The sequence below is a fragment of the Nonomuraea deserti genome, assembly GCF_004348685.1.
In the GTDB taxonomy this organism is placed as follows: Bacteria; Actinomycetota; Actinomycetes; order Streptosporangiales; family Streptosporangiaceae; genus Nonomuraea; species Nonomuraea deserti.
The window spans coordinates 1-13,201 of the sequence record NZ_SMKO01000046.1 but is presented as its reverse complement, the minus strand read 5'-3'; the positions used below and the strand labels follow the sequence as shown (position 1 = coordinate 13,201).

Here is a 13,201-nt window from a genome sequence, read left to right as displayed (position 1 = left end):
CCCCGCCTACGGCACGGGAATGCGCTCGACGCGGATCGAGAAGACCTCCTCGCGGGGCACCACGACCTCGTAGGCGCCGTGGTCGACCATCCAGTAGCCCAGCGCCTCCGCCTTCATCCCGCTGTGCCCGGTGTAGGCGATGTGCAGGCCGTCGTCGTCCTCGTCGAGCACGATGCACGGCTCGCCGCCGAACGCTCCCACCGTGCGGATCAGCACCAGCCACTCCAGCTGCGCCCTGGGCACGACCCGCCGCCAGTAGCCGGAGGCCGGCTCGAACCCCTCCAGCTCCGTCTCGCTGAACAGCACCACCTGGTCGCTGTCGGGGCCGAGCGCGGCGGGCAGGGTGCGCTCGCCGAAACGGGCCACGAACCCGGCGGCGATCGGCACGATCTCGTCGCTCATGTGGAGGGCCGCCAGGTCAGCCCGTCGTAGTGGGCGAACGTCCGCTCGCCCTCGGCGGTGACGCGGATGATCTCCGCCCCGGCCGGGATCGGCATCGGAACGGTGTGGAACTGCGGCACCACGTGCTCCGACGAGGTCGTGAACCCGTTGCCGGCGAACGGCGGGGCGTCGCTCCAGTCGCCGCCCATGTGCGGTCCGTACGGCACCGCGTAGGTGTCGATGTCGCGGGCGAACCAGCGCATGACGTAGATCTCGGGCACTTCGGCGAACAGCTCCGATCCATCGAACGACAGGTCGAGCCCGTAGTAGAGCGCCTCCGGCGTGGTCAACCTGACGCAATCCTGCACCCGGTAGACGTAGCCGGAGATGACCGTGCGCTTGCCCGACAGATATGGCACGAGCAGACGCGGCGGGACAACCTTCTGCATCTGCGTTCCGCTCACGCCTCTACTTTACGATCTGTTGAACCCGGAGCACGCGATGTTCAAGGCACGGCAAGGTGGCGCGGGCGGCCGCGGTCTGCTCGTGGTCGACCTCCACGACCTGCACACCCGGCGCGGTGCCGAGGTCGGCGCGCACCACGCCCAGCGGGTCGACCAGCATGCTGCGGCCCACCCCGTAGCCGTCGGACGCCTCGGCCGGGTTGGGCGCCTGGCCGACGGCCGCGGTCCACATGGTGTTCTCCAGGGCGCGCGCTCTCACCAGGGTCACCCAGTGGTCCTCCTTGAGCGGGCCCGAGCCCCAGGCCGCGATCACCGCGAACAGCTCGGCGCCCTGGTCGACCAGCGCCCTGGCCAGCTCGGGGAAGCGCACGTCGTAGCAGGTGATCAGCCCGACCCGGACCCCGGCCAGCTCGACGACCACCGGCTCGGCGCCCGGTTCGACCAGATCGGACTCCTTCGCGCCGAACGAGTCGAAGAGATGGATCTTCCGGTACGCCGCCCGCACCGTGCCCTGGGCGTCGATGGCCACGGCCGTGTTGTGCACGCGCTGCTCGCCCGGCTCGAACACGCCGGCGATCACCGCGAGCCCGTGCTCCTTGGCGGCCTCGGCCAGGCCGGACACGAACGGCCCGTCGAGGTGCTCGGCCAGGCCCGTGATGCGCCTGCCGTAGCGGGTGAGCGTGGCCTCGGGGAAGATCGCGAGGTCGGCGCCCTCGGCTCGGGCGAGCGCCTGCCTCACTCTCTCGAGGTTGGCAGGCGGGTCAGGAGAGACCGGGATCTGGCAGAGGGCGATTCTGGTCACGGCCAGACTCTAGCCGGTTGGGGACCCGCCGAAACCACGTGAGGCACCGCCAGATCCATTCGAGCGGGCCGTACCTGAACCTCGCCAGCCACCACCTGCTCAGCAGCACCTGCGCGGCCACGGTCACCACCGTCAGAGCCACCACCGCCCAGCGGGTCCTGTCGGCGTCGACCAGCGGTCCCGCCAGCATGATGATCGCGGTGCCCGAGACGTAGTTGGTCAGCGCCATCCGGCCCAGCGGCTCCAGCACCGCCGCCGACCACGGCCGCAGCGCGAGCAGCAACCCCAGCGAGTACGCCGCCGCGCCCGCCAGCGCGGCCACGCTGTAGGTGCTCCAGGCGTGCGTGGACGACCACGCGGCCGTCAGCAGCGCGGTGGCCAGAGCGGCGACCGCGAACGACGGCAGCAGCAGCCACCTGGGCGGCCGCAGCTGCCACAGCGCCATGCCGACCAGGAACAGGCCGGGGATCAGCAGCGGCCCGCCGCCGACGGTCACCGCCCACACCACGGCCGCCAGCCCGAGCACCAGCACCGGCAGGCCCGGCGCCAGGAACGAGGCGGGCAGCAGCACCACCGCGCCGTAGAAGGCGTAGTCGGTCAGCACCTCGCCCTCGTAGAAGGTGCGCTGCACGAGCCCGAAGCAGAACAGCCAGAACAGCCTGCTCAGCAGCGCCCACCGGCTGTTGCCGCGCAGGAACAGCAGGAAGCTGATGCCGAACAACATCGAGAAGATCGGGTAGAACCGGCTCTGGAACAGCGCCTCGATGGTCCAGTCGACGCCGGTCTGCTGCTTCGTGGTGTGCTGCCAGGTGTTGACCAGCATGATCCCGCCCACCGCGAAGCCGCGGAGAGCGTCGAGCTCACGGATGCGCGTCACAGGAACCAGGTGAACCACCATATGAGGAACCCGGCGCCGATGACGGTCGCGGCGATCTGGGGCCACCCGCGGTCGCGGAGCAGCGCCGCGGCCGTCAGCACGGCCGACGCCACCGCGATCCACGTGTACGGGCCGGTGGTGCCGGGGACGCCGACGGCCAGGGCGGAGCCGTTCGCGCCGGCCAAGGCGTGCGCGGACTGGGCCATGAGCCCGGTGAAGGCCACGCCCGCCAGCCCGCCGAAGGCCGCCGGTGCCCGGCCTCGCAGCGCCCCGGAGACGAGCTGGACCAGCGAGGCGAGCGCGAACGCCGCGAAGGGCGCGGCCAGCCAGGGGGAGCGGGAGATCAGGTAGGGGGCCCCGGTGACGTGCAGGTCGCCCGGACCGGTAGGGGCCGCGCACGGGGCGGCCGGCGTCGTGGCCGGGTCGGCGACGAACGCGGTGATCTTGGCGCGGGCGCAGCCGCTGGTGAGGAAGACGGCGTGGGAGGCGCCGGCGAACTCCTCGAAGCGGGCGTCGGGCAGGGCCCGCGCGGCGGACCTCGCGGTCGCGGCGGGGGCGGCGGGGTCGTACCGGCCGGCAAGGACGTAGACGGGGGCCGAAGGGGTGGCGTTCGCGGGCTCTGACCTGGACACCTGCCAAGCATCGCATACCGCTTTGTCCGCATTTATGGTGAAAAGTCGCGATTTAGGGGTGAAAGTGTTGAACGGGACCTCGTCCTGGCACTGCACCGCGTGATAGAGCCCCCACACGCGCGCCGCCAGCCGCTCACCCGCGGCGTCGACCAGCGGCCGCAGCAGCTCGTCACGCCCTTCGGCGAGCCCGCCGACCAGCGCGGGCGCCACCGCGGCCACGTCCGCCCCGCGCAGCGCCCCGGCCATGATCGCGGCCAGGTCGTCGCCGGTCACCCGGGCCGTGAACGCCCTGCCGAGCACCGTATCCGTCATGGGCACCCGGGCGGGCGAGGCGTTCAGCCTGGCCCGCACGGACGCGAACCGCTCCCCGACCCCCAGCCTGGCGAGCGTGCCGCCGAGGTCACGCTCCGCGCCGTCGTAGCGGCCGGCGCCCATGGGAAGGAACGAGTCGAGCACCGCCGAACGCACGCCCCCCGGGTCGGCCGCGGCCACGCCGAGCATGACCCTGGTCGAGTAGCCGACCCCGAACAGGTGCCACGCGTCGTACCCCAGCTCCTCGCGCAGGGCGACCACGTCGGCCGCGATCTCCTGCGTGCGGTACCCCCGCAGGTCGACGCCCTCCTCCCGGAGCCGGTCGCGGCATCGTAGGGCGGCCGCGGCCACGTCGGCGGCCCTGTCAATGGCCCCATCGGCGGTCCCGTCGGCGGTCCCGTCGGCGGCCATGACGGCAGCCGGTCGCCGCAACTGGCCGAGCAGGGCCTGCGCGGTCTCCGGGCAGGCGAGGGAGGGCTGGGAGTGCCGGCCGCCGCGCGGCTCGACCGTCACCACGTCGCGATCGGGGAACATGGCGCTCAGCACGGACATCGCGTCCATCGACGCCGATCCCGGCCCGCCGCCCATGAAGACCAGGGGATCCGCTTCGCCGGCGCCCGCCACGCGCACGGCGTACCCCACCTTGACCGTCCGCCCGGGCGCGTCCCTCCGCTCGGGAACCTCCAGGAAACCGCAGGTCGTGCGCGGTGGCATGGCGACCGGGCACGGGTGCCGCGCGGCCGTGCCGGGGGTCGCGCCGGAGTTCACAGCGGGGGTCATGGCGGAGGTCATGGCGGGGTTCATGGCGGGGTTCATGGCGGGGGGCGCCGTGAGAGCGAGGGCGAGCACGACCCGAGAGATCACGGCACGAGACTAATAGTGTGGGCACGTGACCGAACCACTTGTTTCCAGGATGCGCGCCTTCGGCACGACGATTTTCGCGGAGATGAGCGCGCTGGCCGTGCAGACCGGATCGATCAACCTCGGCCAGGGCTTCCCCGACACCGACGGGCCCGCCGCGATGCTCGACCGCGCGGTCGAGGCGATCGGCTCGGGCGCCAACCAGTACCCACCGGGGCCCGGCATGCTCGACCTGCGGCAGGCGATCTCCGAGCACCGCTCGGCCCACTACGGGCTCTCCTACGATCCGGCGGGCGAGATCCTCGTCACGGTGGGCGCCACCGAGGCGGTCGCGGCGAGCGTGCTGGCGTTGTGCGAGCCGGGCGACGAAGTGATCGCGTTCGAGCCCTACTACGACTCCTACGCCGCCTCCATCGCGCTGGCCCAGGCCCGGCTGGTGGCCGTGACCATGCGGCCGGAGGCCGGCCGCTTCACGTTCGACCCCGACGAGCTGCGCGCCGCCGTCACGCCGCGCACCAAGGCCATCCTGGTCAACTCGCCGCACAACCCCACCGGCACGGTGTTCACCAGGGAAGAGCTGGCCGTCATCGCGGAGCTGTGCCAGGAGCGCGGGCTGATCGCCGTGACGGACGAGGTCTACGAGCACCTGGCCTTCGACGGGGTCGAGCACATCCCCCTCGCCACGCTGCCCGGCATGCGGGAGCGCACGGTGATGATCTCGTCCGCGGGCAAGACGTTCTCGGTCACCGGCTGGAAGACCGGCTGGGTTTGCGCGCCGCCAGCCCTGGTCACGGCGGTGCAGACGGTCAAGCAGTTCCTGACCTTCACGTCGAGCGCCCCGTGGCAGCTGGCGGTGGCGTACGCGTTGCGGCACGAGCTGGGGTGGGTGGCCGCGCTCCGGGCCGGCCTCCAGGACAAGCGCGACCGGCTCATGGAAGGGCTGGCGGCCGCGGGCTTCTCCGTGCTCAAGCCCGCGGGCACCTATTTCGTGCAGACCGACATCCGGCCGCTGGGCTTCGAGGACGGCCTGGAGCTGACACGCCGGCTGCCCGGCCTGGCCGGGGTGGTGGCGATCCCGACCCAGGTCTTCTACGACCATCCCGAACGCGGGCGGCACTTCGTACGGTTCGCCTTCTGCAAGAAGGACGAGGTCATCGACGAGGCGGTGACCCGGCTCAAGCGCCTGTCGGCCTGACCCGCAGCCGCCCGGAGGCGTCGCCCGTCGAAGACCACGGGAGGCGGCCCTGGTACGCGGCCCTTCGTCCCGGTCGTCCACCCGCGCGGCGGCGGTGCGCCGACCGGCCGTCACCGCCGCGGCCAGGTCCCCGACCCCGACAGCCGACGGGCCTCCCTCCTCGGTGGCGACGGCGGGGCTGGACGGGACGTCGAGACCGCCTGGTGGACGGATCGTCCTTCCCTCTCGCCCTGCCCCGGCCGTAAAGCTCGGGTAATCGTGCGATCGCGTAGGGTAATGTGAGGCTGTGGTATCGCGGTGATACCACTCCTCGACCTACGATGAGGGGCATGGCCATGACCCTTCGCCTGAGCGACCAGCAGACCGAAGCCCTCCGCAAGCGCGCCGACGCCGAGGGACGCAGCATGCAGCAGGTGGTGCTGGCGGCCGTTGACGAATATCTCGCCCGGCACGCGGCCGACGAAGAAGTGCGCCGCCTTGGCGCGAAGTCCAGGGAGCGTTGGCGGACCGTTCTTGATCGGCTCGGCGAATGATCCGTTACCTCTCGCTCGAGCAGGTCCTGGAGCTTGCCGAGGCTGAGCTCGGCGACGTCCTGGCTGTGCGGGACCTCGGCCTGCTCGACTCGGCCGTGCATCGGCCGAGTTCCGCCATGTTCGGGCAGGAGGCCTATCCCGACCTGTTCACCAAGGCGGGCGCCCTGTTGCAGTCGCTGGCTGTCAACCATCCGCTCATCGACGGCAACAAGCGGCTGTCGTGGCTGGTCACGGACGTCTTTCTGCGGTTCAACGGTGTCGTGCTCGACACCGATGACGACAGCGCCTACGACCTGGTCATCGCCGTGGCCTCCGGCAAGCTCACCGAGGCCGACGAGATCGCCGACGTGCTGCGTACGTTCACCGTCCCGTCGTGACGGGCGGTCACCGGCGGCGGGTGTTGCCGCCGCTCGGCTCGTCCAGCGAGGTCAGCGCGGCCGTCGCCTCCTCGTTTTCCATCCCCGTCGCCTGCAGCAGGTCGACCACCACCGATCGCAGCTGCGCGATGATGACGTGCGCCGAGAACCCCAGCTGCGGCGGCCGTTCCCTGGCCGCGACGGCGAGCAGCGCCTGCCGCGCCAGCGTCGGCTCGCGGCCCGCCCCCAGCTCCAGTTGCAGCAGCAATGCCGCCTCCGACACCTCCCGCATGGCCTCGGCCAGCGCGGCCGGGGGAGGGCTGACCTCTCCGAGCGAGGCCAGCGTGCGCCTGACCAGCACGCGGGCGTTCCGCAGCGCCAGGTCCACCGGCACGGCCGCGGTCTCGTAGCGGGCCAGCCGGGCCCGCCGGTGCCAGTGCACCGGCGAGATCATGGCGATCTCCTTGCTGGTCTCCAGCGCCGCCTCGAACTCCTCAACCGCTCCCTGCGTGTTGCGCGCCTCCTCCAGCGCCTCGGCGGCCAGCTCCACGTCCCGCTTCTCGATCGCCGCAGCGGCCTGCTCCAGCACCGTCGACAGCGCGTCCAGCACCCCGGACAGGTGTTTGGCGGCGATCATGAACGGGCTGGCGGGCAGCAGCGCGACCGCCGCGATCCCGATGATGCCGCCGGTGAGCGCGTCGGCCATCCGGTCCAGGCCGCCCACGTCCTCGCCGGGGACCAGGGTGGCCACCAGCACGGCCGACGAGCCGGCCTGGGCGACGAAGAGCGCTCCGCTGTTGAGCAGCACCGCCACGGCCATCGCCAGCGCCACCACGAGCGCGAGCTGCCAGGCGCCCGAGCCGATCCAGGACACCAGCAGGTCGCCCACGCCGACGCCCAGGCTGACGCCGACGACCAGCTCGATCACCCGGCGCAGGCGCTGCCCGAGCCCCACGCCGACGCAGATGAGCACGGAGATCGGTGCAAAGATCGGCCGCGGGTGGCCGAGCAGCTCGATGGCGGCGAGCCAGGCGAGCGCGGCGCCGACCGCGCACTGCGCGATGGACGGCGCCATCAGGCCGAACGTGCTCAGCCGTTCCTTCACATGATCGCTGAGCTTTGTTCGCACCTCTCCACCTTGGCGGATCTTCGGCACAATGTCACGTTTGCCCAGGCTAGGTGTGTTTAGTCGGGAGCCGGTTCGACGATCAGGAAGGCGCCGCTGATCCGTTCAGGCATTCGACGATCCGGCAGCCGCCGGCGACCCGTTCAGGAAGTCGTCCACCACGCGCAGGAACGCGCGGCGCGCGTTGACATGGACGAGGTGGCCGGCCTCGATCGTGACCAGCTCGGCCCCGGGGATCAGCGCCGCCACGTCCTGCGCGCGCAGCGGGCTCGCCGCCCCGCCCGACACCACCAGCGTCGGCGCCGTGATCCGCGCCAGCCCTTCCCGCCAGGCCGGATCGGGGTCGACCAGCTCCCGCTCGGTGTCGTGCATCATCCGCCAGTCGAACCGCGTCGACCCGTCCTCCACGAGCGGCGCGCGGTTCGCCAGCGGGTATGGCTGCGGCGGATCCTCAAGCACGAGCCGCTCGACCCGCTCGGGACGGCTCATGGCCAGGAGGTACGCCACCACGCCGCCGAGCGAGTGCCCCACCACCGTGGCGCGTTCGATGCCCAGGTGGTCGAGCAGCCCGACGACGTCCCCGGCCATGACGGGCAGCGCATATTCGCCCGGACGGTCGCTCGCCCCGTGGCCGCGCAGGTCGAGTGCCAGAACGTGATAGCGGGCGGCGAAGTGCTGGGTGATGCCGTTCCAGTCGTTGTGGTCGGCGGTGCGCCCGTGGATCAGCAGGAGCGCGGGAGCGGAAGGGTCGCCTTCCTCCCGGTAGCCGAGCTTGATCCCGTTGACGTGCGCTTCGCGAATCACATGCGCGACCCTACCGCCGCCGCTCAGCGCACGTTGACATCGTCGGCGGCGTTCCTGGGCAGACATTGACCATGAACCCCGCTGACCGGCTCGGCTAGCGTCGCCAGGACAGGGGGCCAGAACTGGGGAAAGTACTGGAAGAAGGGGCTTCGCATGCCGGACCCGATAGAAGTGCGCAAGGTGCCCATCGAGAGCGTCACCGACGCCTCAGGGTTGTCACGGCTCATCGCCGACGGGGTGATCGAGGCCGACCGGGTGCTCGCCGTCGTCGGCAAGACCGAGGGCAACGGCGGCGTCAACGACTACACGCGCATCCTCGCCGACCGCGCCTTCCGCGAGGTGCTCGCCGAGCACGGGCATCCGGCGCCGGACAGCGTGCCGCTGGTCTGGTCGGGCGGCACCGACGGGGTGCTCAGCCCGCACGCCACGATCTTCGCCACCACGGCCGACGCGCCCCCGTCCGAGGAGCCGCGGCTGTCGGTGGGCGTGGCCATGAGCGAGGTGATCCTCCCCGAGGACATCGGCAGGCCCGCCATGGTGGAGAAGGTCGCGGCCGGCGTACGCGAGGCCATGAAGATCGCCGGCATCGACGACCCGCGCGACGTCCACTACGTGCAGACCAAGACGCCGCTGCTCACCCTCGCCACCATCACCGACGCCAAGAGCCGCGGCCAGGACACCGCCATCGAGGAGACCGGCCCCTCCATGGACCTGTCCAACTCCACCACCGCCCTCGGCATCGCCGTCGCGCTCGGCGAGATCGACATGCCGCGCGCCGACCAGATCCACAAGGACCTGTCGCTCTACTCGTCGGTGGCCTCGTGCTCGTCGGGCGTGGAACTGGACCGGGCGCAGATCGTCCTCGTCGGGAACGTACGCGGGATCGGGGGCCGCTACCGCATCGGCCACAGCGTCATGAAGGACGCCCTCGACGCCGACGGCATCTGGGAGGCCATCAGGGACTCCGGGCTGCCGCTGCCGGAGCGCCCGCATCCGTCCGACCTCGGCGGGCGGCTGGTGAACGTGTTCATGAAGTGCGAGGCCGACCCCTCGGGGCGGGTGCGGGGCCGCCGCAACATCATGCTGGACGACTCCGACGTGCACTGGCACCGGCAGATCAAGGCGACCGTGGGCGGGGTGGCGGCCTCGGTCACGGGCGATCCCGCCGTGTTCGTCTCGGTGGCCGCCGTCCACCAGGGGCCGTCCGGCGGCGGCCCGGTCGCCGCCATCGCCGACCTCGCCTGATCGCCGATTCTCTTTCCATCTTTTACGGCTTCGCCTGGTCCAGCCACCCGCCGCAGGTGGCTGACGGCCCTCCAGGAAACGCCCGCTGACCCTTCACCGGCCGACCGCCGTGACGGGGCGCGCTCCTGACCCTCACCGTGGTCGAACCCATGCCCGATCGCGCGACCTGACAGAGGGAACCCATCGCGCGTCCTCAAAGAGGGAACCGATCGAGCGGCACGACAGAGGGAACCGATCGAGCGGCACGACAGAGGGAACCCCAAGCGCGGCCTGGCAGAGGGAGCCGATCGCGCGGGTTGACAGAGGGAACCGCTCGCGCGGGCCGACGCTGGACCGGGTGCGACGGTGGGTTGGCGGTCCGGTCGTGCGGTGGTCAAAGCCGGGCAGGTGCGGGTGGGCGGTGGTCAGGGCCAGGGGAGGGCGGTGAGCTCGGGCCAGTCCCTGGTCCATCGGGCCACCTTGGCTTCGTACACGTGCCTGGGAGCCAGCCTGGGGTTGGGACGCAGCCGCAGGCCGAAGGCGTCGGACACGCCGTAGGGCGCGTACACCTGCCACTCGCCCGCCGCCGTGATCCGCGCGCCCAGGGCGCACGTCGTGGCCGGGAAGGAGTCGATCGCGTCCTCGGTGCTGTCGTACGGCGGGCACGGCACGCCGAACCGCTCTTCGTACCACATGTGCACCCTGGCCTCGTTGCGGATCTCCACCGGCACGTCGCCGAACACCCGTCGCCCGACCCTGATCACCTCGTTCTCGGCCTCCCAGGACAGGTCGGACGGGTCGTGATAGATCAGGTCGTAGTCTTTGATGCCGTAGCCCGGGTCGCGCCCGGTCACGTGGTTCCACACGGTCTGCACGATCGCGCCCGCCGCCACCCACCAGCCGGGCAGGTCGAGTGTCCTGGCCTGATGCAGCACGGCGGTCAGCACCGGGTTGGTGCCCAGCACGCGGGGCATGGCGGCGAGTTGCTCGTCGAGGGGAAGGCGCGCGATCCGCATCGGAGCCATGATGTCACCCGCATGCCGGTCGCGCGGCCCTCGTGGCTATGTAGAGTACGAGTCATGCCGAGCGGCCCGCGGATGACCATGCCGACCCAGGCCCTGCTCCGCGTCCTCCTCGCCGAGCCGGAACGCGACTGGTACGGTCTCGAGCTGTGCGAGCTGGCGGGGATGCCGAGCGGGACCGTGTATCCGATCCTGGCCAGGCTCGAACAGGTCGGCTGGCTGGAGAGCCGGTGGGAGGAGCCCGAGACGCACGCGGGGCGGGCACGCCCGCGCCGCCGCTACTACCGGATCACCGCCGACGGCGCCGAGCAGGCAAGCGACGCCGTCGCCAGGGCATACCGCGCACGCAGGCAACAGGCGCCAGCCTGGCTGCCCCGCCCGGGCGCGGCCGGAGGAGGTTCCTGACCGGCCGGGGTGCGCGCGCTGCGGGCCAGGATCGGGGCCGAATCCGGGCGCGGGTAGTCTCGGGGGTTGTGCCGAGCATCCCGCAGCCTCTGAATCCTCACGACGACGGCCGCGCCGCTCCCGCCGTCGCCGCGGCTCTGGCCGCCTTCGAGGCCGGTACGGCCGGCGACGCCGAGGTGCTGGCCGCGCTGAGCGGCGCCAGGCTGCTCGTGCCCGTGGTCGCCCTGCTGACCGAGACCGAGATCGGCGCGCACGGGCTCCGGCAGGAGAAGGAGAGCGAGATGGCCCTGCCCAAGCTCGTCGGGCAGGACGGCAGGCACGCGGTGCTCGCGTTCACCAGCGCCGGCGCGCTGGCCAGGTGGCGTCAGGACGCCCGGCCCATCCAGGCCACCACGCTCCAGGTCTGCCGGGCCGCCGTGCAGGAGCAGGCCGCTGCGGTCGTGGTGGATGTGGCGGGTCCGGTGCAGTTCGTGATCGAGGGAGATGTGCTCGCGGCGCTCGCGGCGGTCGAGTCCGGCACCGTGGGCGGGCTCAGCGGCGTCACCGTCGCCCGCGTGGAGCCCGCCCGCAGGCGCCGCCGCTTCCCGTGGGGGCGCAAGCCCGCTCGTTAGCCCACCCGGCGACCCGCCGGGCATCGGCCACCGTTGGGGGGGCATTGACGGCCGAGAGGGCATTGGCGGCGGAGTCGGCTGAAGAAAGCCGCGACGTGCGGATCGTCCTCACCGATCACGGAGACGCGGCTTCCGGCACGTGTCCTGTGAGGTGTTCCGTCCGAGGACGGCGTGCCCGTCGCACGGGGCACGCGGTTGGTCGGGGGCCCGACCCAGGCCATGCGGGCTGCCAGGGGCCGGACTCCGGTCACGCGGGCGGTCAGGGGCCGGATTCCGGTCACGCGGGCGGTCAGGAGCCCGACTCAGGCCACGCCTGGTCTTCCCTGATCGCGCGCAGGTTGCCGCCCGGCTCCGGCCGGCTGCGCTGGTTGATGGGCGGCAGCGTGAAATGGCCGCGGATCATGTCGACGAGCTTGGCCATCTTGTCGTCGGCCTGGCCGACCTTGCGCTGGTCGAGTGTGACGCCCACGACGTAGCGGCCGTGGTCGACCCAGTAGTGGAACAGGGCGCCGCGCTCGACGTCCAGCACGGTCCTGATCACCGTGCCGCTCTCCAGCAGCCTGAGGTGCGTGTCGAGCCGCTGTCCGATCCACTCGAGCTGGCGGCCCAGCTTGAGGTAGGAGATCCTGCGTTCCTCGGGCGTCGACTCGTGGAAGAAGTGCTGCAGGTCGGCGTCGTCGAGCACGTCGGTGTAGAAGGCGCAGCCGCCGGGGCTGAAGAACGCCACGAAGTGCAGATCGTCCTGGTCGATCACGGAGACGCAGCTCCCGAGCGCCTTCTCCAGCGCCGCGCTGATGTCCGGCTGGGTGCGGATCAGGATCTCCGACTCGCCGATCACCTTGCGCTTGGTCGTGGTCGGCGACGGGCCCGCCGTCGCCTCCAGATGCGGCACGTACAGGCCGCGCCGGAAGAGGACCAGCAGGTACGTCCCGGTCAGCAAGGTGAACGCGGCGATCCCGATCATCGACAGGCCGAGCAGCTCGCCGGACATGTGCCCGTTCCACAGAACCGGCCCGAACCCGGCCGCGAACCCCAGCACGATCCCCCCGGCCGCCGTCACGGTCATGGCCGTGACCAGCATGGTAGGCAGCCGTCCGCGGAGCCGGCCGGCGACCAGGGCGATCAAGGCCAGCCCCGTCACCACGGAGATCACGGTGATGGCGCGGGAGACGTTGTACTCCTCGCCCTCGATGTACCAGGCCAGCATTTCGAGCAGCACAGGGGCGAGCACGAAAGTCGCGATGACTATCGCGAATCTGGCGAACCGATCCCTGTCCACGCGGGAAGTGTCCGTGATCGGCTCGCCGACCGCAATAGCCGAACCCCCATCCCCACCGACGAATCGGACTCTCGAACGCCCCGCCGAGCGAACCTTCCGACGAGGACCGAGGGCCGCGACACCCCGGCCCAGCCGACCCCGGCCCCGATGGCTGCGCCCCAGACGTCCCGGCCCGGACGAACCACCTCCAGCGCCGGAGCCTGCGGCGCGACGGCCCGGCTTCCGCGGCGGGGCCTTGGGTGGCGCGACGGACCGCCTCCAGCAGCGCGACGAACCGTTCCCGCGGAGGGCTCGGGACGGGGATCGGCCTGCGGGGG

General features: G+C 71.7%; 15 protein-coding genes. 6 read left to right on the top strand and 9 right to left on the bottom strand.

Features of this window, described 5'->3' with window-relative positions:
* Positions 1 to 6: 6 nt before the first annotated feature.
* Genes E1292_RS19020 through E1292_RS19000 form a run of 5 tightly spaced genes read right to left on the bottom strand, consistent with a single transcriptional unit; the run spans position 7 to position 4,332 of the window.
* Positions 7 to 402 (bottom strand): hypothetical protein, encoded by a 396-nt coding sequence (locus tag E1292_RS19020; RefSeq protein WP_132596559.1) that lies wholly within the window; start codon positions 400 to 402, stop codon positions 7 to 9.
* Positions 399 to 845: a hypothetical protein gene (locus E1292_RS19015; protein ID WP_246090196.1), complete on the bottom strand. Its 447-nt coding sequence runs from the start codon at positions 843 to 845 to the stop codon at positions 399 to 401. The genes E1292_RS19020 and E1292_RS19015 overlap by 4 nt, the downstream gene beginning before the upstream one ends.
* A gap of 4 nt (positions 846 to 849) precedes the next feature.
* A complete protein-coding gene (locus tag E1292_RS19010) occupies positions 850 to 1,647 on the bottom strand; it encodes a carbon-nitrogen hydrolase family protein (RefSeq protein ID WP_132596558.1) in 798 nt (265 codons plus the stop codon).
* The gene (locus tag E1292_RS19005) at positions 1,607 to 2,524 is read right to left on the bottom strand and encodes a DUF418 domain-containing protein (protein WP_165974617.1); all 918 of its coding nucleotides are present in this window, start codon (positions 2,522 to 2,524) and stop codon (positions 1,607 to 1,609) included. The genes E1292_RS19010 and E1292_RS19005 overlap by 41 nt, the downstream gene beginning before the upstream one ends.
* Positions 2,521 to 4,332, bottom strand: a complete 1,812-nt coding sequence (locus tag E1292_RS19000; protein ID WP_132596556.1) for an alpha/beta fold hydrolase — start codon at positions 4,330 to 4,332, stop codon at positions 2,521 to 2,523. Before E1292_RS19000 ends, E1292_RS19005 begins: the two co-directional genes overlap by 4 nt.
* A 25-nt stretch (positions 4,333 to 4,357) precedes the next feature.
* Between E1292_RS19000 and E1292_RS18995 the strand changes: the two genes are divergently transcribed.
* From E1292_RS18995 to E1292_RS18985, 3 genes are all read left to right on the top strand, one after another.
* The gene (locus tag E1292_RS18995; RefSeq protein WP_132596555.1) at positions 4,358 to 5,524 is read left to right on the top strand and encodes a pyridoxal phosphate-dependent aminotransferase; all 1,167 of its coding nucleotides are present in this window, start codon (positions 4,358 to 4,360) and stop codon (positions 5,522 to 5,524) included.
* A 329-nt stretch (positions 5,525 to 5,853) separates the two neighbouring features.
* Positions 5,854 to 6,057: a ribbon-helix-helix protein, CopG family gene (locus E1292_RS18990; protein ID WP_132508133.1), complete on the top strand. Its 204-nt coding sequence runs from the start codon at positions 5,854 to 5,856 to the stop codon at positions 6,055 to 6,057.
* Positions 6,054 to 6,434: a type II toxin-antitoxin system death-on-curing family toxin gene (locus E1292_RS18985; RefSeq protein ID WP_220446928.1), complete on the top strand. Its 381-nt coding sequence runs from the start codon at positions 6,054 to 6,056 to the stop codon at positions 6,432 to 6,434. Before E1292_RS18990 ends, E1292_RS18985 begins: the two co-directional genes overlap by 4 nt.
* Positions 6,435 to 6,441: 7 nt before the next feature.
* Here the strand turns inward: E1292_RS18985 and E1292_RS18980 are convergent, their stop codons facing one another.
* Both E1292_RS18980 and E1292_RS18975 read right to left on the bottom strand, forming a co-directional pair.
* Positions 6,442 to 7,542: an FUSC family protein gene (locus E1292_RS18980; protein WP_132596554.1), complete on the bottom strand. Its 1,101-nt coding sequence runs from the start codon at positions 7,540 to 7,542 to the stop codon at positions 6,442 to 6,444.
* Positions 7,543 to 7,644: 102 nt separating this feature from the next.
* Positions 7,645 to 8,343 carry an alpha/beta fold hydrolase gene (locus tag E1292_RS18975; protein WP_220446927.1) on the bottom strand — a complete coding sequence of 233 codons (699 nt, stop codon included), beginning with the start codon at positions 8,341 to 8,343 and terminating at the stop codon, positions 7,645 to 7,647.
* Positions 8,344 to 8,496: 153 nt separating this feature from the next.
* On the opposite strand from E1292_RS18975, the gene bar reads away from it, so the two are divergent.
* A complete protein-coding gene (gene bar, locus E1292_RS18970; RefSeq protein ID WP_132596552.1) occupies positions 8,497 to 9,588 on the top strand; it encodes a barbiturase in 1,092 nt (363 codons plus the stop codon).
* A gap of 404 nt (positions 9,589 to 9,992) precedes the next feature.
* Here bar and E1292_RS18965 read toward each other — a convergent pair whose 3' ends face one another.
* Positions 9,993 to 10,583 carry a nucleotidyltransferase family protein gene (locus tag E1292_RS18965; protein ID WP_181958258.1) on the bottom strand — a complete coding sequence of 197 codons (591 nt, stop codon included), beginning with the start codon at positions 10,581 to 10,583 and terminating at the stop codon, positions 9,993 to 9,995.
* 63 nt (positions 10,584 to 10,646) lie between these two features.
* On the opposite strand from E1292_RS18965, the gene E1292_RS18960 reads away from it, so the two are divergent.
* Both E1292_RS18960 and E1292_RS18955 read left to right on the top strand, forming a co-directional pair.
* Positions 10,647 to 10,994, top strand: coding sequence for a PadR family transcriptional regulator (locus tag E1292_RS18960; RefSeq protein ID WP_246090195.1), 348 nt, complete (start codon positions 10,647 to 10,649; stop codon positions 10,992 to 10,994).
* Positions 10,995 to 11,062: 68 nt separating this feature from the next.
* Positions 11,063 to 11,605 carry an SseB family protein gene (locus E1292_RS18955; protein WP_132596550.1) on the top strand — a complete coding sequence of 181 codons (543 nt, stop codon included), beginning with the start codon at positions 11,063 to 11,065 and terminating at the stop codon, positions 11,603 to 11,605.
* A 289-nt stretch (positions 11,606 to 11,894) separates the two neighbouring features.
* Here the strand turns inward: E1292_RS18955 and E1292_RS18950 are convergent, their stop codons facing one another.
* Positions 11,895 to 12,884: a hypothetical protein gene (locus E1292_RS18950; protein WP_132596549.1), complete on the bottom strand. Its 990-nt coding sequence runs from the start codon at positions 12,882 to 12,884 to the stop codon at positions 11,895 to 11,897.
* Positions 12,885 to 13,201: the final 317 nt, after the last annotated feature.